Here is a 19,516-nt window from a genome sequence, read left to right as displayed (position 1 = left end):
CCATGAATTCAAGACCACTACGTATTGGTATTGTTGCCGGTGAGCCATCGGGCGATGTGCTTGCTGCAGGCATGATAGCGCAAATTAAGCAGCAACACCCTGACGCCATTATTGAAGGTATTGGCGGCGACAATATGATAGCCGCAGGGTGCCGCTCATTGTTTGATATGGAAACGCTGTCTGTGATGGGGTTGTTTGAAGTTTTAGCCCATCTTCCGGCCATCTTAAAAATTAAAAAGAACCTCATTGCTCATTTTGACAAATATCCGCCCGATATTTTTGTGGGTGTGGATGCGCCGGATTTCAATTTGCGTGTTGAAAAAGCGTTAAAGCAAAAAGGCATCAAAACGGTACATTATGTGAGTCCCACAGTATGGGCCTGGCGCGAGAATCGCATTCACAAAATCGCTCAGGCGACACACTGCGTATTAGGTTTGTTTCCATTTGAAGAGCAGGTTTATAAAAAGTATCAGGTGCCATATCGTTTTGTGGGTCATACCCTTGCCGACGCAATTGAGCTTGAACCGTCTCAAAAACATGCCCGTGAAGCCCTGAATTTGGCGACAGAAGTGCCGGTAATGGCGGTGTTACCCGGCAGCCGTCGGGGCGAAGTGGCTAAATTGTTGCCCATCTTTTTAGCCACCATTGAATGCGTTTTAAAGCAAAAGCCAGAATGTAAATTTGTGATTGCCGCGGCAAACCAACATCGCTATACCTTTATCGACAACTTTCTTAACGAACATGCCAAAGCGTTGTATCAGCAGGGTACCATTGTGCTTGTTAAAGGACAGGCACGTCAGGCTATGATAGCTTCAGATGTTATCTTACTGGCGTCAGGGACTGCCACCCTGGAAGCCATGTTGTGCAAGCGGCCTATGGTGGCTACCTATAAGCTGTCGCCGATGACTTACAAAATAATGCAGCGATTGTATAAAGCGCCTTTTTTTACCTTACCTAATTTACTGGCCAACGAAAAACTAGTGCCAGAGTTACTTCAGGATGAAGTGAATCCGCAGAATCTTGGTCAGCAGTTGCTTGATTTATTAAATCGTGACAATAGTGCACTTGTGCAGAAATTTACCGAGATTCATCAAACTTTAGCGGTAGATGCTGACAAAGTCTCTGCTCAGGCAGTATTGGATCTTATCCCCCATGCATAAATATTTAGCCGGTGTTGATGAAGTAGGGCGTGGGCCGTTGGTCGGCGATGTTGTCACCGCTGCGGTGATACTGGATCCCGCTAAACCTATTGTGGGGCTGACCGATTCAAAAAAACTCAGCGCGAAAAAAAGAGAAGCCTTCGCGGTGCAAATTCGTAATCAGGCGCTATGTTGGTCAATAGGCAGAGCAACACCACAAGAGATTGACCAGATAAATATTTTGCAGGCAACAATGTTAGCTATGCACCGGGCGGTAAGCGGCTTAAGTGTTACCCCTGACATGGTATATGTTGATGGTAACCGTCTGCCCAACTGGCCTTACACGTCACACGCTATTGTTAAAGGCGACAGCCTGCACGCCGAGATTTCAGCTGCCTCTATATTGGCTAAGGTCGAGCGTGACAATGACATGTTTGAGCTGGATAAACTTTATCCCCAATATGGTTTTGCCGGCCACAAGGGATATCCTACCAAAGCCCACTTTACGGCGCTCAGCGAGCATGGTGTACTAACGTGCTATCGCAAAAGCTTCAAGCCCGTGCGTGCATTACTCGAATCCGCCCAATAACTGTAAATAGCAGGTGTTATGACATCCCCTTTTATTCATCTTCGCGTACACAGTGATTTTTCTATGATGGATGGCCTGAACAAGGTCAAACCATTATTGGCAAAGGTGTGCGAACACAATATGCCGGCGGTCGCATTAACCGACCAGATGAATATGTGTGGTCTGGTTAAGTTTTATTCTGAATGTCATAACCGTGGTATTAAGCCAATTATCGGTACCGATTTTTGGGTAATTAACGAAGCGTTTAGCAATGAACCCTTTCGCCTGACACTGTTGGCACGAAACAATGCGGGCTACAAAAACATTACCATGCTTATCTCCAAAGCCTACTTGCGCGGGCATGTGGCTCATCGGGCTGTTATCGATCAGGCCTGGCTGGCTGAACATGCTGAAGGCATTATTGTGCTGTCCGGGGCCCTGCAGGGTGATGTGGGTATTGCGCTGACAAAGAACAACAATAAACTGCTTAACGAATCGCTTGAATTTTATCAGCAACATTTTGCCGATCATTTTTATCTGGAGCTGCTGCGTACGGGGCGCCCTGGCGAAGAAGACTATTTACATCGGGCTGTGGCACTGGCCGAAAGTCATGATTTGCCTGTAGTGGCGACTAACGAAGTTTGTTTTGTCGATCAAGAAGGCTTCGATGCGCACGAAATTCGTGTTGCTATTCATGATGGCTTTACCCTGGAAGATGTGCGACGCCCCAAAAAATACAGTGAGCAGCAATATCTGCGCTCAGCGTCGGAAATGGTTGAACTGTTCAGCGATATTCCCGAGGCTATCGAAAATACAGTCGAAATTGCCAAGCGTTGTAATGTCACCGTTCGTTTAAACGAATATTTTTTGCCGCAGTTTCCGACCGGCGGTATGACCACGGCTGACTTTTTAGTCAAGCGCTCTCAAGAAGGCTTAGAAGAGCGGCTTGAATTTTTGTTTGCTGATGAAACCGAGCGTCACGCCAAACGAGCCCCCTATGATGAACGATTAGATATAGAACTGGGTGTCATAAACCAAATGGGTTTTCCTGGTTACTTTCTTATCGTTATGGAATTTATTCAGTGGAGTAAAGATAACGAGATTCCTGTGGGGCCGGGCCGGGGGTCAGGCGCCGGGTCGCTGGTGGCCTATGCCTTAAAAATCACCGATCTGGATCCATTAGAATTCGATCTGCTGTTCGAACGATTTTTGAATCCTGAGCGGGTCTCAATGCCCGACTTCGATGTCGACTTTTGTATGGATAGACGCGACGAGGTTATTGAGCATGTCGCCGAGCTATATGGCCGTCAGGCGGTATCGCAAATTATTACCTTTGGTACGATGGCAGCCAAAGCAGTGGTAAGGGATGTCGGCAGGGTATTGGGGCACCCTTACGGGTTTGTTGACCGTATTTCCAAGCTTATTCCCCCTGACCCCGGAATGACCCTGGGTAAAGCATTTGAAGTCGAGCCACGGCTACCCGAGTTATACGATGTTGATGAAGAAGTAAAAGATCTTATCGACATGGCGCGTATTCTAGAAGGGGTCACTCGTAATGCCGGTAAACATGCCGGGGGCGTGGTTATTGCGCCAACGACCATCACTGATTTTGCGCCATTATACTGCGACGACGAAGGCAAATTTCCGGTTACCCAGTTTGACAAAAATGATGTTGAAACCGCTGGTTTGGTTAAATTTGACTTCTTAGGTCTGCGCACCCTGACCATCATTCAGTGGGCTATCGACATGATTGAAGAAGGTCATGGTAAAAAAATTGATATTACGTCGATACCCCTGGTAGACAACAAAAGCTTTCGCTCGCTACAGGCGGCCGAAACTACGGCTGTCTTTCAGCTTGAATCCCGCGGTATGAAAGAGCTGATAAAGCGGCTTAGACCTGACAGCTTCGAAGATATCATTGCACTGGTGGCGCTGTTTCGCCCCGGGCCATTACAATCTGGCATGGTTGATAACTTTATCGACCGTAAGCATGGACGGGAAGCTATTTCTTACCCGGATGCAGAATATCAGCATGAGTGTTTGCAAGAAATTCTTGAGCCCACTTACGGCATTATTTTGTATCAGGAACAGGTTATGCAAATTGCCCAGGAAATGGCGGGCTACTCACTAGGTAGTGCCGACTTATTACGCCGGGCCATGGGTAAGAAAAAGCCAGAAGAAATGGCAAAGCAAAGAACCTTTTTTGCCGAAGGCGCTGAAAAAAACAATATCGACGCCGATTTGGCGATGAAAATCTTCGATCTGGTAGAAAAGTTTGCCGGGTACGGCTTTAACAAATCGCATTCGGCTGCCTATGCGCTGGTGTCTTATCAAACCCTTTGGTTAAAAGTGCATTACCCGGCTGAGTTTATGGCAGCGGTAATGTCAGCCGACATGGACAATACCGACAAAATCGTCACCCTGGTGGATGAAGTTCAGCGTATGAAGCTGGAAATACTGCCACCGGATTTAAACGCAGGCCGACATAAATTTACGGTAGATGAAAAGGGTCGTATTGTTTATGGTATCGGCGCGATTAAAGGGGTAGGTGAAGGCCCGATTGAAGCCATTATTGAGGCGCGAGAGAATCATGGCAAGTTTACCGACTTGTTTGATTTTTGTGCTAAGGTGGATATCAAACGCGTGAATAAGCGGGTACTGGAAAAACTGGTGTTGGCAGGGGCACTTGATAATTTGGGCCCTCACCGGGCTGCAATTATGGCAACATTACCCGAAGCTATTGCGGCGGCTGACCAGCATGCCAAAGCAGAATCATTTGGCCAGTCAGATATGTTCGGGCTGTTGAATTCTGAGCCACAAAGTACTCAGCAAGCTTTTGCCGAAGTACCCCAATGGGCCGAAAAAGTCTGGTTAGACGGTGAAAAAGAGACACTAGGGTTGTATTTAACCGGACACCCTATAAATCAATACGCCAGTGAAATAAAGCATTATGCTGATGGCCGTTTGGTTGACCTGAAGCCCACACCTAAAGAACAAATGGCCACCGCTGTAGGTTTAGTATTATCGGTACGGGTAATGACCAACAAAAGAGGCCGTCGTTGGGCTATTGTTACCCTGGACGATAAAAGCGCCCGTATGGATGTTCGCTTTTTTCCTGATACTTATGAGCAGTTTGAGAGTATTCTGGTATCAGACCGGATATTGCTGGTAAAAGGACAGGTCAGCTTTGATGATTTCTCTGGGGGCAATACAATCACCGCACGTGATGTAATGGATATTGTTCAGGCTCGCGAACAAAGAGCCCGGGCTTTGTTATTACAAATAGACACGCAGCATATGCCATCGAAAACACTGGCATCGCTGCAGAATATTTTACAGCCCTATACCGGGGGCAGTTGCCCGGTAGAACTGCAGGTTTTGCATCCCGATGCCGAAGCCGTGGTAAGGTGTGGTGCCCAATGGTATATCACTCCAGAAGATCAGCTATTGTACGAATTAAAGCATTGTTTGGGCGAAAAGGCGGTATCGCTAAGTTATCATTGAGTTTTAGCGTGAGTGGTTATTATCATTCGCTAAAACAGCGTTATCGTTGGCCCTGACTACAGCGCAGTAAATATAGGACACACAATGAGTATACAGTTTATAGAATTTGAACAACCTATTGCTGAACTAGAAGCAAAAATTGAAGAGCTTAGGTTAGTAAATCAGGGCGGTGAGTTTGACGTCAGTATTGAAGAAGAAATCACGCGTTTGCGCGCCAAAAGTGCTGAGCTTACAAAAAAGATTTTTTCTGACCTGGGCGCCTGGCAAATTTCTCAGTTAGCGCGTCATCCTTTACGCCCGTATACTCTGGACTATGTGGGTCGGGTTTTTACCGAGTTTGATGAACTGGCTGGCGACCGCGCATTTGCTGATGATAAAGCAATTATCGGTGGACCGGCTATGTTAGATGACCAACCAGTGATGCTGATAGGTCATCAAAAAGGGCGCGATACCAACGAGAAGATCAGACGTAACTTTGGTATGCCAAAACCAGAAGGTTATCGCAAAGCGTTGCGTCTGATGCAAATGGCAGAGCGATTCAAAATGCCAATTATTACGCTTATCGACACCCCGGGAGCGTACCCGGGCGTAGGTGCCGAAGAACGCGGACAAAGTGAAGCGATTGCCCGTAACCTGATGGAAATGTCTGAACTCAAAGTACCTATTATCTGTACGGTTATTGGTGAAGGTGGTTCAGGCGGTGCGCTTGCAATCGGGGTGGGCGATCGGGTGAATATGCTCCAGTATTCTACCTATTCGGTTATCTCACCTGAAGGGTGTGCGTCAATTTTATGGAAAAGCGCCGAAAAAGCCCCGTTGGCCGCAGAAGCTATGGGTGTGAGCGCCGGACAAATTAAAGCTCTTGGGTTAATCAACTCTATTGTTGATGAGCCATTAGGCGGGGCGCATCGCGACCATGATGGCATGGCAGCTAATTTAAAGGCCACGTTAAAACAGCAACTCAGTCAACTGATGAGCCTGGATCAAGAAACGTTAATGAGTGAGCGCTATGAGCGACTTATGTCATTTGGTTATTGCTAAATAATACAGCTTTGGTTTCACGTTAAGGTGTACTAAGACTGTGCATGATTTAATAACTGACATTCATCGCCAGCTAAACCAGTTAATTTCACAGGGCCCCAAGCAGGGGCCCTGTGCGGTTATGCCCCTCGTTATAGGCTTTAGCGGCGGTATCGACTCAACCGTATTACTGCAGGCGGTCTGTCAGTTACCCGGCGTAAATCCAGCGCATATTCACGCGGTCTATATTCATCACGGACTCAGTGCGCACGCTGATGCCTGGCAGCAGCATTGCCAACAACAATGTTCAAAGCTGGGTTGTACCTTCGCCGCCATTGCGGTCACCGTTAGCCAGCAGTCTCGCACAAGTACCGAAGCCAGCGCTCGCACCGAGCGTTATGCTGCGCTATTTGAGTATTGCCGTACCCAAAATGGCGTATTGGTGTTGGGTCAACATCGGGACGATCAGCTTGAAACCTTTTTACTGCAAGCTCAGCGGGGCGCGGGCCCTAAAGGACTGGCAGCTATGCCAGCATTGATCCAACGCCAGTCTGTCTGGATGTTACGCCCTTTGTTAAAGTATGAGCGCAATCAGCTTGAGCAATGCGCCCACGAGTTGCGCTTTAGCTGGGTTGAAGATGATTCAAACCAGAACATGCAGTTTGAACGCAATTTTGTTCGCCAGCAAATAACCCCTTTGCTTCGTAAGCGCTGGCCTGCCATCAGCCGAACCATTGCCCGCAGTGCTCAGTTATGTGCCCGTCAAAATGCTTTATTAGAAGAGGTGTGTGACGAACGCCTGCAGTCATTACTGGTTAATAACGATGAACCGCTAGCCACCGAAAATGTGAGATATGTCATAAGGGGACCGGGGATCTCGTTGTTGAAGCTGGCCGACTATTCGATTGCCTGGCAAGAACAACTGGTACGCCGGTGGTTAGAAAATCAACACAAATCTATGCCCGACGCCAAACAGCTTGGTGAAATTTTAAAGTTAGCTGGCAGTGCAATGGATGCTCAGCCCCTTATTAAGTTGGGTAGCAATGAGCTACGCTGCTTCCAAAACACAATCTATGTGGTAAATACACTGCCTGCAGCACCAGTAGAACCCCGCTTACTGAAGGCTGGTGAACATTTTGACGAAAAATGGAGTATCGGGTCATTCGTGTGCAATCGCGATGTGCAGGTAAATGGAAATATGCCCGCTATTTCATGCCGAATGTATAAAGACGGAGTGTCTAAAAAATTGAAAGACTGGTTTAAACAGTGGCAGATACCGGCCTGGCGTCGTCGCCATATTCCGGTGATTTTTAATAACGAAAATGTGGTAGCCGCGGTGCTTCCTGAACAAATCGTTTATTTTGCCGGGGATAGTGTCGGGCTTGAGATAAAGCTAAAAAATCGGTAAACACTGAAAAGCGGCAAACTGCTGCCGCAAAACCGCAGAATCAGGCCGCCTGATACGCATTTTTTCCGCTGCCTTTAACCTGATAAAGGGCGGTATCGGCACGCTCAAACAGGCTGTTGATATCGTCACCGGTCTGGTAAACCGTCCCGCCGATACTACAGGACACCCCTTGCTTGGTTAAATAATTATTTTGAGCAATAGTTTGCTGCAATCGCAACGCGACTGAATCTATGCATGCGTCAGTAACACAGTTCAACAAACAGCAAAACTCATCTCCTCCAAACCGAAATGCTTCATCTTCACCGCGCAGCGCATGATTGATATTGGTAGCTGCCTGGGCCAGAACATTGTCCCCTTCTTTGTGACCTAATGTATCGTTGACCGATTTAAAGTTATCCAAATCGATAATTAATAACGCAAATACCTCGTGGTATCGCTGAGCGCGACTGAGTAAGCGGGCACAGGCTTCATTAAAGCCGTTACGGTTACTTAACCCAGTCAGAGTGTCTTTAGTGGCCAGTGTTTTTAGTTGGTTAAAAGCAATAACCTGAAGCAACTGCTGAGAAAAGACCGCGTGAAGTTGCTCGACCAGTTTTCGCTCGCCACGGGTTAGAGATCGTGTAAAGTAGTATTGTGCTACGTACTCGGTACGCCTATGGGAGGCCTGGGTTATAAACAGGTTCAGTTGTTCACCGGCCTGATTATGCGATAGCTGTTGGCCCAATATCATATTGGGTCGAACCGATGACAGATTTAACATGCACAGCGGTAGGTAACAGGCCAATTGATGATGATACAGACGGCCCAGGTTATCAAGATCAAGGGTAGATAATAGCTTGCTCACAAAGGTTTGAAACTGGGTACAGGTAAGTTCGGGCCCAACAGAAGTTACCGTATAAGCGCTGTCGGTAAAGGAGCTATCGTAATGTGTATTTTGCAAATCCATAACCAGGACCTTAGTGAGCGCACCGCATATCGTGTGCAGGGCAAAAATGAAATGCTGTCAATATTTTGCCGGTAAACCTAATCTATAACGGTATAAAGCAAAGTTTATGCCTACATAAAGAAACTATTAATTAACTGGAGTGCACGTGCCAGAGCACAATTTTCTGCAGGTTGTTTTGTTAATGGCGGTCGCGGTAGTTTGTGTGGCAGGGTTTCGGCGGCTGAATTTACCGGCCATTCTGGCTTATCTTGTTGCGGGTATGGTGGCCGGCCCGGAAATTCTTAGTCTGTATGATAACGCTCAGGACATGCATTTACTGGCCGAAATCGGCATTGTCTTTTTGCTGTTTTCGTTAGGTCTGGAATTTTCTCTACCTAAACTTCTCGCTATGCGTAATTTGGTATTTGGTGCTGGCGCTGCGCAGATGTGTTTCGCCACCTTGTTGTTCAGCGCCTTAGCCTGGTTATTGGGGCTGCCCGTTTCTACAGCTGTTATTGTAGGAGGAATGCTGGCGCTGAGCTCCACCGCCATTGTCATTAAGCAAATCAATGAACTTGGCATTTTAAATCATCAGCGCAGTCAGGTAGCTATCAGCGTGTTGCTGTTCCAGGATTTAGCCGTGGTGCCATTTCTTATTGTTATCCCGCTCCTTTCAACAAACACTGATGTAGGGTTAGGCCAGGTACTTGGTCTGGCTCTGTTAAAGGGCATCGTTGTCGTGGCGTTTTTGCTCTCAGTGGGTAAGTGGGTTCTGCCCTGGGTGTTTCGCGAAGTAGCCCGAACCCGAACCGATGAACTGTTCGTTTTAACTACAATTTTAATTGCCTTACTGGCCGGGGGATTGACCTATGTATTTGGCTTATCAATGGCCCTGGGGGCCTTTTTAGCCGGTATGATGTTAGGCGAAAGTCAGTATAAATATCAGCTAGAAGCAGATATTCGGCCTTTCAGAGACATATTGATGGGCTTGTTCTTTGTTACCGTGGGCATGCAGCTTGATCTTAAAGTGTTAACCGACAACTTTGTATTTATTGTCTTCGGCGTGGTGGTGATAATGCTTATAAAGGTGCTGCTTATGCGTGCCTCGGCATGGCTGGCCGGATGTAAACCAAACCATGCGTGGTCTGCCAGTATACAACTATGTCAGGTCGGTGAATTTAGTTTCGTTATTGCCGCGCTGGCCACCGCTCATGGCGTATTGTCTGACAGCCAGTCTTCCATACTGATTAGCATGGGGGTGTTAAGTATGATCATCACGCCGTATTTGATAGGAAAAAGTGCAGATTTAGCAAATTATATGACGCGTCGTTCACCTGCACAGCTTCCCAGCGAAGAACATGAACCGTATTCGGGCATTGCTAATCATATAGTTATAGCCGGATTTGGGCGGGTGGGGCAGTCGGTTGCAAAACTATTAAAAACAGAAAATATCCCGTTTGTTGTTATTGATTCAGACCCGGTGAGGGTGTATGAAAGCCGTAATGCCGGTGAACCGATTATTTTTGGAGACTGTCGAAACAAAGATATTTTGCACTCAGCGAATGTGAATGGCGCGCGATTATTGCTGATCACCTTCGATTACCCTGGTGAGGCTATCAGGGTGATGAGCGCCACCCACCAGGTTAACCCGAAGCTGGATGTTATGGTAAGAACCAAACGCGATTATGAGCTTGAAAGTTTATACAATGCGGGCGCTGCGCAAGTAGTCCCTGAATTGCAAGAGGGAAATCTGATGTTGATTACCCAGGTGCTGCATTATTCCGGAGTGCCGATGTCACGCATTCTTAAACGGGTAAGGCAAGAGCGCAAAGGCCGCTACGATCATCTCCATGGTTTTTACCCCGGCGAAACAACTGAAATTACCTATAATACTCAGGATAAACTGGAGTTTGTTCGTGCGGTAGCGCTGGGATCCCATGCTGCCTGTATAGGTAAAGCTTTACACGAGCTTAAGCTCAATACAATGCGGGTCACCGTAAAAGGTCTTCGGCGTAATGGTAAGCAAATAAACCGGCCTGCTCATTCAGTGGTATTAGCCGTCGGCGATATACTCATTGTTATCGGCAAGCCCGGCCGCGTAGAGCAGGCAGAGCGGTATCTGCTGGACGGCGGCTAGCGACACACAACGCTTACTTAAACTAAACTAAACGCCGGTATGATTGGGTTTAAGCAACTTTGTCGTTATCAAGATCTTTAAATTTCTTTTTTAACTCATAGCTTTCGTCGGTGACAATTTTTTCGAGTACTTCAATACGTTCGCGCAGCTCGGCGATTTCGCTTTGATACTCTTTGAGTGTGCTCTGGCTGGCGCTTTTGTTTTTTGATACCTGGCACCCTGCTTCTATAATTTTATAAATCACACCTGAGACAATTGCCACAATGGCTATAGCGGTTAAGTTCATTTTTGTTACCCTCACCTGATATCACTATTTTAGTGTAAAATGATTTCTTAAGAATTGCTTATATTTTATTCTATTTAAGCATTTTAGCTTATAGTTAACTCATAAAGCAAAATGTATGCAACGTTTCAAAATAAAAAAAGTTATTAATTATTATATGGTTATATTTATTTTAAAAAATATAGCTCAATAGAAATTAGGAAATTGGCCAATGAATTCGTCAAATTCGCCAACTGAAGCAGTGATTGACCATAGCGACGAGCACTGGATGCAACTTGCCATTGAACGCGCGCGTCGTGCAGAAGCGCTGGGGGAAGTGCCGGTGGGGGCAATTGTGGTGCTAAACGGAAAAATTATTGGTGAAGGCTGGAATACGCCCATTACTGATCACGATCCAAGTGCGCATGCAGAATTGCAAGCCATCAGAATGGCGGCCAAAGCGGTACAAAATTATCGGATTGTTGACGCCACTTTGTATGTGACCCTGGAACCGTGTCCTATGTGCGCGGGGGCCATTGTGCATAGCCGGCTTAAGCGGGTGGTGTTTGGCGCTTATGACTTGAAAACCGGAGCAGCGGGGTCTGCATTACAACTGCTTAATCATAGCCAGCTGAATCATCAGCCCGGGCTTTGTGGCGGAATTTTAAAAGAAGCGTGTGCTGAAGTAATATCCCATTTTTTTGCCCGTCGTCGGGCCGAAAAAAAAGCCCTGAAGCTGGCTCAGCGCGCTTACGAAGCAGAACGCTGAATTTCTGGTTGCAGGTCGTAACATACAAACTGGCGCCGGCGATGTAACATGCGTTGATGACTGCGTTTAAACATTAAACGCCGATGATTATTATTACGTAAAAATTTTCTGGATTTCATCATTCGGTTTCTTTTCATTCATTCCTTTTTCCGTTTGAGTTTACAAAACAGCAGAAATGAGCGGTTATAAGACGTCGTTAAGTAGTACGTTACGTTTGCCTTAGCGGGTTTGCCCACGCATAGAAGCATGTTTTTGATATCACATTTCTATCTGCTGTTCTATCTCTAATTATAAAGGCTAACCCCTTGTGATTCAAATTCAGGCCTCAGGCAAAGGCTGTAGTAATTCCGTGTTATTATCCAAATAAATAAGGGTGTCGTAATAGCGACGAATATTCTCTACGTATTTTTTGCCCTCCCGACCCCGGGCAAAGCCATAGGTGGTGGTTTTATAGAACTGTTTTTGTTCCAGCAATGGTAGCCGTCTTTTTACATCAACCCACAAATCCGGATTGCCACCTTGTTGTTCAGTCAAATCGCGTGCGTCATTTAAGTGGCCTAAGCCTATATTATACGCCGCTAAAGCCATCCAGAGACGATCGGGGTGACCTACCCGGGCCGGTATACGACGAATTAAACTGGTAACGTATCGGGCACCGCCGTCAATGCTGCTTTGCGGGTCAAGTCTGGAGGCAATATTCAGGTCGCTGGCAGTATCGCGGGTAAGCATCATCATGCCCTGAACCCCTGTATAAGACACAGCATCAGGCTGCCAGTGACTCTCCTGGTAACTCATGGCCGCCAGCAGGCGCCAGTCAATGTCTTTAGCATGACGCCGAAACATATCAATATAGGTAGGTAACTGGTTTTTGGCGGCCTGAATAAAAGCCCGGGTATCAACATAGTTAAATTGACGGATATGCCCGAAATATTTATCTTCCAGTGACTTAAACACACCGCCCTGATGCAGGTGACCGAAATACTGAATAATTGCGCTGCGCAACGAATCATCTTCTTCTGCATTAAGTAACCAGGCAATGCCCTTTGGTTCATCCAACCCAAATCCAATACTGAGCTGAGGAAATTGCCGACGTTGCACCGATAATGTATTGGTGTCTACCACGGTATACGCCAATGTTCCTTGCGCAACATCACTTAGCAGCTCCCAGATATCTTTATTATCGGTGCTTTGCCATTTCAGGTCGGGGTTGTGTTGCTGCAATTGCTGCATAAGCTGTTCGGTACTGCTGCCTTTTACCACTAACAGCGGCGCGGTTAAATCGTCGATCCGGCGGGGGCGGGGCTGGCCTTGCTGAAATACAAGTTTGTGCGCAACCTGCTGATACACCGGCCCCAGTTTGTACACATCTTTATTAGAGGCAGATAACGCATCGCCCGCGGCAACCAGATCAATACGGCCCTGATCCAGGTCTTGCATCAGTGCATGATATGAGTAAAAAGGCAAAAGCTGAAGCTGCACCCCTAGCTGTTTAGCGAATCGTTCAGCCAGTTCGTATTCGAACCCTTGAGGGCCGGTACTGCCGTGATAAAATGTGGTGCGGCCATAAATAGTCCCTACTTTTAAAATACCGTCTTGTTTTATCTGTTGTAGTTTATTTGGCGGTGGGGTCGGGTTGCAGCCAATCTGTAAGATAATAAGTGGCAGCATCAGTACCATAGCGTATGCACGCCAAAGGCGTAGCGTGAAGACACGATTAAGATGTGAGATAAAAGAGTGAAGACTTATCATACTACTAAAGGTAAAAATCCTGCTTAATCGTTCAATCCATGGTTATCAATTAACCCGAATTGCTCTATAATCCGCGCCGAACCCCGTCAATCAAAAGATAACAGCAATCTATGACGTTGTTATCAAATAACAATCAGGTAAAGCGATATGTTGGTCCTTCGAGGCGCTCCTGCACTGTCTGAATTTAGACAAACTAAACTTATTGAACGGCTTGGTCAATCAGGCATCAAAATTAACCGACTATACGCTGAGTATATTCATCTGGTTGAAACTCAAACAGTACTGAGTGAATCCGACACCGCGGTACTTAACCAGCTGCTCACCTATGGCCCCAACCGCTGCACGCAATCCCCTCAAGGTACCTTATTTTTAGTGACGCCCCGTCCGGGCACAATTTCTCCCTGGTCAACGAAAGCTACCGACATTGCCCACAATTGTGGTCTGGCCAATTTGCAGCGCATTGAGCGCGGCTGTGCCTATTACCTGGATACAGACGAGCCGTTGACGGCCGCTGAGCACGAGCAGGTGGCGCAGGTGCTGCATGACCGAATGACCGAAACCGTATTTGGCAATATTGACGACGCCGGGGCATTATTTCACCACACCCGGGGAGAAAGTTTCAAATCGGTAAATATTCTGGCGCAGGGCAAACAAGCTCTGACCGACGCAAACCATGCGCTGGGCCTGGCACTGGCCGAGGATGAAATTGATTATCTTTATACCAGCTTTACTCGGTTAGGGCGCAACCCCAACGATATTGAACTGTACATGTTTGCCCAGGCCAATTCTGAACATTGCCGTCATAAGATTTTTAATGCGAGCTGGACTATCGATGGCGTTGAACAAACAAAATCGTTGTTCAAAATGATTAAAAATACCTTTGAAGTATTGCCTGATCATGTGTTTTCAGCTTACAAAGATAACGCCGCCGTTATGGAAGGCTGGCCGGCAGGGCGTTTCTTTCCAGACCCTGCCACGCACCAGTATGAGTACCATCACGAAGATATCGCAATATTAATGAAGGTTGAAACTCACAACCACCCTACGGCGATTTCTCCGTTTGCCGGGGCAGCAACAGGCTCGGGCGGTGAAATACGCGATGAAGGCGCTACCGGCCGAGGTTCTAAGCCCAAAGCAGGACTGGTAGGGTTTAGTGTGTCTAACCTTAATTTACCCGATGCTGTACAACCGTGGGAGCAGCCTTACGGAAAACCAGGACGTATAGTTAGTGCGCTGGATATTATGCTGGAAGGACCGTTAGGCGGCGCCGCGTTTAATAACGAATTTGGACGGCCAGCCCTGCTGGGTTATTTTCGTACTTACGAACAAACCGTTAACAGCTTTAATGGCACCGAGGTACGTGGTTACCACAAGCCAGTGATGCTGGCGGGGGGCTTAGGGAATATACGCCGCGATCATGTTGAAAAAAATGAGATCACTGTAGGCGCAAAACTGATTGTGCTTGGTGGCCCGGCTATGAATATCGGGCTGGGTGGCGGCGCGGCCTCGTCAATGGCTTCGGGCCAGTCTAATGAAGACCTGGATTTTGCCTCAGTACAACGAGACAATCCGGAAATGGAGCGTCGTTGTCAGGAAGTCATTGATGCGTGCTGGCAGCTGGGCGATGCCAATCCCATTCAGTTTATTCATGACGTGGGTGCCGGGGGCTTATCAAATGCGCTACCTGAGCTGGTTAATGACGCCGGTCGTGGAGGTAAGTTTGAATTACGTAATGTGCTTACCGACGAGCCAGGTATGACACCGCTTGAAATATGGTGTAATGAGTCTCAGGAACGTTACGTGATGTCGGTCGCTGCTGAAGATATGCCCGTTTTTGAGGCAATATGCCAGCGCGAGCGTGCTCCTTTTGCGGTAGTCGGCGAGGCGACTCAAGCGCCGCATCTTACTTTAAACGATGCGCAGTACGACAACCAACCTATCGATATGCCGCTTGATGTTTTATTAGGCAAGCCGCCCAAAATGCACCGTGAGGTTAGCTCGGCGACAGCGCCTGCACAAGAGCTGGATCGCACCGGCATCACAATTAAAGACGCGACCCAAAGACTGCTGGCATTGCCGGCTATTGCTGAAAAAACCTTTTTAATCACCATCGGCGATCGCTCGGTGACCGGCTTGGTTGCCCGGGATCAAATGGTGGGGCCGTGGCAAATTCCGGTGGCCGATGTGGCAGTGACCGCCAGTGCGTTTGACACCTACCATGGTGAAGCCATGGCAGTGGGTGAACGCACGCCAATAGCACTGTTATCGCATGGGGCATCTGCTCGTATGGCGGTGGGCGAGGCTTTAACCAACATTGCGGCCTCAAACATTGGTGACATCAAGCGCATTAAATTATCAGCAAACTGGATGGCCGCAGCTGGACACCCGGGCGAAGATGCTGGTTTGTATGAAGCAGTTAAAGCCGTAGGCGAAGAGTTGTGCCCACAGCTGGGGTTAACAATTCCGGTTGGCAAAGATTCGATGTCGATGAAAACGGCATGGCAAGATGAAAATGGCAACGACAAAGCGGTAACCTCACCGTTATCGTTGGTTATTACCGCCTTTGGCGCGGTAAAAGACATTCGTAAAACACTGACTCCCGAACTGCAGACTACCCAACCTGATACGCGTTTGTTTTTACTCGATTTGGGGGCTGGCCAAAACCGTTTGGGCGGAAGTTGCCTGGCGCAGGTTTATGAGCAGCTGGGCAGTCATCCTGCTGATGTTGATAATGCCGAACAGCTTCTCGGTTTTTTCAACGCTATTCAACAAGCCAGCGAACAAAACTTATTGCTGGCGTATCATGACCGCTCAGACGGGGGCCTGTTTACCACCATAGCCGAGATGGCTTTTGCTGGTAAAACGGGCGTAACGGTCAATCTTGATACCCTGGGCAGTGATGATTTAAGTGTTTTGTTTAGCGAAGAGTTAGGTGCGGTGGTGCAGGTGGCCCAAGAACATATTGCTGCGTTGCAGGATATTTTCAGTGAACACGGTATTGCCGGGTTGTGCCACGAAGTGGGCACGCTAAACACTCAGGATAAAATAGAGTTCTGCCGTAACGGTTTATCTGTTTTTGCCGAACAGCGTGCGCCGCTTCGCATGGCATGGGCTGGTACTACCTTCAAAATGCAGTCACTTCGCGATAACCCAGAATGCGCCCGTGAAGAACACAACGCCAAGCAGGATAGCGAAGATCCAGGACTTAGCGCCAAACTTAGTTATGACGTCACCGAAGATATCGCGGCGCCGATGATTGCTACCGGATTACGTCCCCAAATTGCAATTTTACGTGAGCAAGGCGTGAATTCGCATCATGAAATGGCTGCTGCGTTTACGCGTGCTGGTTTTAGTGCTGTTGATGTGCACATGAGCGATATTTTATCGGGTAAGGTCTCGTTAACTGATTTTAAAGGATTGGCAGCGTGTGGCGGCTTTTCTTACGGGGATGTTCTTGGCGCTGGTGAAGGCTGGGCAAAATCGGTGTTGTTCAATACACTGGCTCGCGATCAATTTGCGGCATTCTTTGAACGCAACGATACTTTCAGTCTGGGGGTGTGTAATGGCTGTCAGATGCTCTCTAATCTGAAATCATTAATACCCGGTACCGAACACTGGCCGCACTTTGTACGTAATTTGTCTGAGCGCTTTGAAGCCCGGGTAGCAATGGTAGAGGTTACCGACTCAGCGTCGGTTTTACTGCAGGGTATGCAGGGCTCAACAATGCCTATTGCGGTGAGCCATGGCGAGGGCCGGGCCGAATTTAGCCACGGCCAATCGGTTGCACAGGCTCAATCCCAGGTTGCCCTTCGTTATGTCGACAACTATGGACAAGTCGCTACGCAGTATCCGGCTAACCCAAATGGTTCGCCGGCCGGCATAACCGGACTGACTTCCTCTGATGGTCGAAGCACCATTATGATGCCGCATCCAGAGCGGGTATTCAGGACAGTGGCTAACTCGTGGTACCCCGATAACTGGCAAGAAGACGGCGCCTGGATGCGCATGTTCCGCAATGCCAGAGTGTTTGTGGGTTAGCAGCCAATAAAAGATAACTATTGTGCGCTATTTATACTAAATGCGCCTTGTTATCTTTTACAGACTGCTTTAGAGTATTTGCAGCCTGGGATGGCGCTTAGTAATAGGGAATACGGGTCATAACCTTATTTTCGTCGATGCGTGCGAAAATCTGTGAATCAAAAGAGACGACTATGAATCGTTCATCACGAGGGTTTGGACTAACCGGAGTTGCTCTTGCTGTATTATTTATGATGATTACGGCCGTGTTTAGCTCTTCGGCCAGTGCTGCGAGCGTACAAATGCAAAGTACAAAGCAGTCTGTCCAACTATAATTTCTTTAGCGCGCAGAATGACTGAACACAACTTAGTGTAGTCTGCGCGCTCAGAAATTACCTGCGACGGTTTTTCTCCCGATTTATCAATTTCTGTTCCGGATGTTTTTTTAATAAGACGTAAGTTGCACCTCGGCCACCATGAACAGGCTGGGCTGTGTGGTAGGCAATAATTTCATCCATTTCAGCTAGCCAATGCCTGACATAACTCTTCTTTAGCGCTGGAAAAGGCTTACTTTGCTCACCCGTACCATGTGAGATAAGTAACGTACGTTCGCCCTTTTTGTGGCTTTGACACACCATTTTGTAAAGCGCATCCCGCGACTGCTCAACAGTCAGCCCCTTAAGCGATAACCGACGCTCAATAGCATACTTGCCTAACCGTAAGCTTTTAAACACGCCATCCTGCACTCCTGGCTGCTGATAACTTAAAAAGTCGTCCGGTTTAACCGGCTTAACGCCTTCAAGGCTAAGCGGATTGGTATATTTGCTCTCAGCAGGTCGTAAAGCAGCCCGTTGTTGCTTTTGAGCAAGTTGCTGTGCAGGTGAATGAAGATGCATTTTATCATCTGGCACCAACGGCTTTACATCGCCCATTTCAGTCAAAAAAGTTTCAAATTCTTCGTCGTAGTCTGTTTGCATAAAAGCCTCACTACATTGCCCGCAAAACATGTATATAGATAGCACTTGTACGATAAACAAGACCCGATGAGTTTACCACAGCGAAAAATTCGCAGCTTTAAAGATATGTAATACGACATTGCCTGCACACAGAACATGGCAGCCTGATTAATTCGATATGCCAGCCCCCCAGCTATTACATAGGCTCAATCGAATGAGTGCAAGTACCAAAGGATTGCGTCGGCCCGACAGCCGGGCCACTTTGTCGCAAAGACTCAGGAATTTGGATTTTCCTGACTGCCTGACAGTCTCAAAAAGAGCGCTAGGCAGAAGCAGAGATGTACTCAGTTTAGGGATCAATATGTCATAGGGAAGAGCAGGGGGGCCAAATATGCTATACGGGTATTACTGGGTTGGTAGGCCATATCCGGACGGTATGAATTTATAATCGAATGATCGCTATGATGGTTTAACGGACTGTGAATCACGCCTTCGATATGGGGCAAATGTGAGTTCTCTGGCCAAAGGCCAGCGAGTACTTTCCCAGTAAATTTACAAACCACATAATTCACTTGTTATGTTCCTCCCATATAAAGCGCAGAGCGTCTGCAATGGTAATGATAGCTGTAACACCTCGCATTGCTAAATTTTGGTCTATAGCAAAATAGTTACTGACATTCGATGTAAAGGTATTAAGTAGTTTGTTTACCTCTCCAGAATTGAAGGATTTAATTAAGCTTTTACATGATTCTGAGCTTATATTACCTGAACTTGGACAAGCTTTAGCTTTCGCCGCCAGTTTCTCATACCCAATCACAACTCTTTCTAGTTCGGCTTTGTCATCAATAGCTGCTGCACTAGCGCAGAAACTAAGAGAAAGCCAAGGTAACAATAGAAATAGCAGCACTTTATTCATTTATTATCCGTGAAAATAGACACAATGACTCCCTGAGAAATGCTAGCCTCCGCATTTTCGTGGGTTAGCTAACAGCAAAACTGCTCACCAGAGCCATAATTAGTTTGTTCAATACTAAATCAATTTGGAGGCTAGCATGAACAAAC

14 protein-coding genes are annotated in these 19,516 nt (G+C 47.3%); 8 read left to right on the top strand and 6 right to left on the bottom strand.

Annotated elements, in window-relative coordinates; all coding sequences use genetic code 11:
- The first annotated feature begins 2 nt into the window (after nucleotides 1-2).
- The 5 genes from lpxB (at nucleotide 3) to tilS (ending at nucleotide 7,639) form a co-directional block, all read left to right on the top strand.
- On the top strand, nucleotides 3-1,160 hold the full coding sequence (lpxB, locus tag JK130_RS13195) for a lipid-A-disaccharide synthase (RefSeq protein ID WP_218354793.1): 1,158 nt from the start codon (nucleotides 3-5) through the stop codon (nucleotides 1,158-1,160).
- Nucleotides 1,153-1,728, top strand: coding sequence for a ribonuclease HII (gene rnhB / locus JK130_RS13190; RefSeq protein ID WP_218354792.1), 576 nt, complete (start codon nucleotides 1,153-1,155; stop codon nucleotides 1,726-1,728). Before lpxB ends, rnhB begins: the two co-directional genes overlap by 8 nt.
- An 18-nt stretch (nucleotides 1,729-1,746) precedes the next feature.
- Nucleotides 1,747-5,211, top strand: a complete 3,465-nt coding sequence (gene dnaE, locus JK130_RS13185) for a DNA polymerase III subunit alpha (RefSeq protein ID WP_218354791.1) — start codon at nucleotides 1,747-1,749, stop codon at nucleotides 5,209-5,211.
- Between the two features lie 84 nt (nucleotides 5,212-5,295).
- A complete protein-coding gene (gene accA, locus JK130_RS13180; RefSeq protein WP_218354790.1) occupies nucleotides 5,296-6,252 on the top strand; it encodes an acetyl-CoA carboxylase carboxyl transferase subunit alpha in 957 nt (318 codons plus the stop codon).
- Between the two features lie 40 nt (nucleotides 6,253-6,292).
- Complete coding sequence (gene tilS / locus JK130_RS13175) at nucleotides 6,293-7,639, top strand: tRNA lysidine(34) synthetase TilS (protein ID WP_218354789.1); 1,347 nt, start codon at nucleotides 6,293-6,295, stop codon at nucleotides 7,637-7,639.
- A gap of 40 nt (nucleotides 7,640-7,679) precedes the next feature.
- On the opposite strand, the gene JK130_RS13170 is transcribed toward tilS, so the two are convergent.
- Nucleotides 7,680-8,585, bottom strand: a complete 906-nt coding sequence (locus tag JK130_RS13170; protein ID WP_218354788.1) for a GGDEF domain-containing protein — start codon at nucleotides 8,583-8,585, stop codon at nucleotides 7,680-7,682.
- A 181-nt stretch (nucleotides 8,586-8,766) separates the two neighbouring features.
- On the opposite strand from JK130_RS13170, the gene JK130_RS13165 reads away from it, so the two are divergent.
- Nucleotides 8,767-10,701, top strand: a complete 1,935-nt coding sequence (locus tag JK130_RS13165; protein WP_218354857.1) for a monovalent cation:proton antiporter family protein — start codon at nucleotides 8,767-8,769, stop codon at nucleotides 10,699-10,701.
- Between the two features lie 49 nt (nucleotides 10,702-10,750).
- On the opposite strand, the gene JK130_RS13160 is transcribed toward JK130_RS13165, so the two are convergent.
- The gene (locus JK130_RS13160) at nucleotides 10,751-10,987 is read right to left on the bottom strand and encodes a hypothetical protein (RefSeq protein WP_218354787.1); all 237 of its coding nucleotides are present in this window, start codon (nucleotides 10,985-10,987) and stop codon (nucleotides 10,751-10,753) included.
- A 208-nt stretch (nucleotides 10,988-11,195) separates the two neighbouring features.
- Here JK130_RS13160 and tadA point away from each other — a divergent pair, with 208 nt between their 5' ends.
- Entirely contained in the window at nucleotides 11,196-11,732 is a 537-nt protein-coding gene (gene tadA / locus JK130_RS13155) for a tRNA adenosine(34) deaminase TadA (RefSeq protein ID WP_218354786.1), read from the top strand.
- Here the strand turns inward: tadA and JK130_RS13150 are convergent.
- Entirely contained in the window at nucleotides 11,714-11,869 is a 156-nt protein-coding gene (locus tag JK130_RS13150) for a hypothetical protein (protein ID WP_218354785.1), read from the bottom strand. The two genes, tadA and JK130_RS13150, sit on opposite strands and share 19 nt — an antisense overlap.
- Nucleotides 11,870-12,050: 181 nt before the next feature.
- The gene (gene mltF, locus JK130_RS13145; protein ID WP_246587805.1) at nucleotides 12,051-13,400 is read right to left on the bottom strand and encodes a membrane-bound lytic murein transglycosylase MltF; all 1,350 of its coding nucleotides are present in this window, start codon (nucleotides 13,398-13,400) and stop codon (nucleotides 12,051-12,053) included.
- 228 nt (nucleotides 13,401-13,628) lie between these two features.
- On the opposite strand from mltF, the gene purL reads away from it, so the two are divergent.
- A complete protein-coding gene (gene purL / locus JK130_RS13140) occupies nucleotides 13,629-17,519 on the top strand; it encodes a phosphoribosylformylglycinamidine synthase (RefSeq protein WP_218354783.1) in 3,891 nt (1,296 codons plus the stop codon).
- Nucleotides 17,520-17,890: 371 nt separating this feature from the next.
- Here the strand turns inward: purL and smrA are convergent, their stop codons facing one another.
- Both smrA and JK130_RS13130 read right to left on the bottom strand, forming a co-directional pair.
- On the bottom strand, nucleotides 17,891-18,475 hold the full coding sequence (gene smrA, locus JK130_RS13135) for a DNA endonuclease SmrA (RefSeq protein WP_218354782.1): 585 nt from the start codon (nucleotides 18,473-18,475) through the stop codon (nucleotides 17,891-17,893).
- Nucleotides 18,476-19,022: 547 nt separating this feature from the next.
- Entirely contained in the window at nucleotides 19,023-19,370 is a 348-nt protein-coding gene (locus tag JK130_RS13130; protein ID WP_218354781.1) for a hypothetical protein, read from the bottom strand.
- Between the last annotated feature and the right edge of the window lie 146 nt (nucleotides 19,371-19,516).

This window comes from Alteromonas lipotrueiana (genome assembly GCF_019249245.1).
Lineage (GTDB): Bacteria > Pseudomonadota > Gammaproteobacteria > Enterobacterales > Alteromonadaceae > Alteromonas > Alteromonas lipotrueiana.
The sequence above is the reverse complement of the archived record's forward strand: the minus strand, read 5'-3'. Positions and strand labels throughout refer to the sequence as shown.

Coding starts and splice junctions, on each gene's coding strand:
- rnhB (WP_218354792.1), top strand. CDS start 1,153: ATGCATAAATATTTAGCCGGTGTTGATGAAGTAGGGCGTGGGCCGTTG.
- purL (WP_218354783.1), top strand. CDS start 13,629: ATGTTGGTCCTTCGAGGCGCTCCTGCACTGTCTGAATTTAGACAAACT.
- lpxB (WP_218354793.1), top strand. CDS start 3: ATGAATTCAAGACCACTACGTATTGGTATTGTTGCCGGTGAGCCATCG.
- JK130_RS13170 (WP_218354788.1), bottom strand. CDS start 8,585: ATGGATTTGCAAAATACACATTACGATAGCTCCTTTACCGACAGCGCT.
- smrA (WP_218354782.1), bottom strand. CDS start 18,475: ATGCAAACAGACTACGACGAAGAATTTGAAACTTTTTTGACTGAAATG.
- JK130_RS13130 (WP_218354781.1), bottom strand. CDS start 19,370: ATGAATAAAGTGCTGCTATTTCTATTGTTACCTTGGCTTTCTCTTAGT.
- dnaE (WP_218354791.1), top strand. CDS start 1,747: ATGACATCCCCTTTTATTCATCTTCGCGTACACAGTGATTTTTCTATG.
- JK130_RS13160 (WP_218354787.1), bottom strand. CDS start 10,987: ATGAACTTAACCGCTATAGCCATTGTGGCAATTGTCTCAGGTGTGATT.
- JK130_RS13165 (WP_218354857.1), top strand. CDS start 8,767: ATGGCGGTCGCGGTAGTTTGTGTGGCAGGGTTTCGGCGGCTGAATTTA.
- JK130_RS13150 (WP_218354785.1), bottom strand. CDS start 11,869: ATGAAAAGAAACCGAATGATGAAATCCAGAAAATTTTTACGTAATAAT.
- accA (WP_218354790.1), top strand. CDS start 5,296: ATGAGTATACAGTTTATAGAATTTGAACAACCTATTGCTGAACTAGAA.
- mltF (WP_246587805.1), bottom strand. CDS start 13,400: ATGCTGCCACTTATTATCTTACAGATTGGCTGCAACCCGACCCCACCG.
- tadA (WP_218354786.1), top strand. CDS start 11,196: ATGAATTCGTCAAATTCGCCAACTGAAGCAGTGATTGACCATAGCGAC.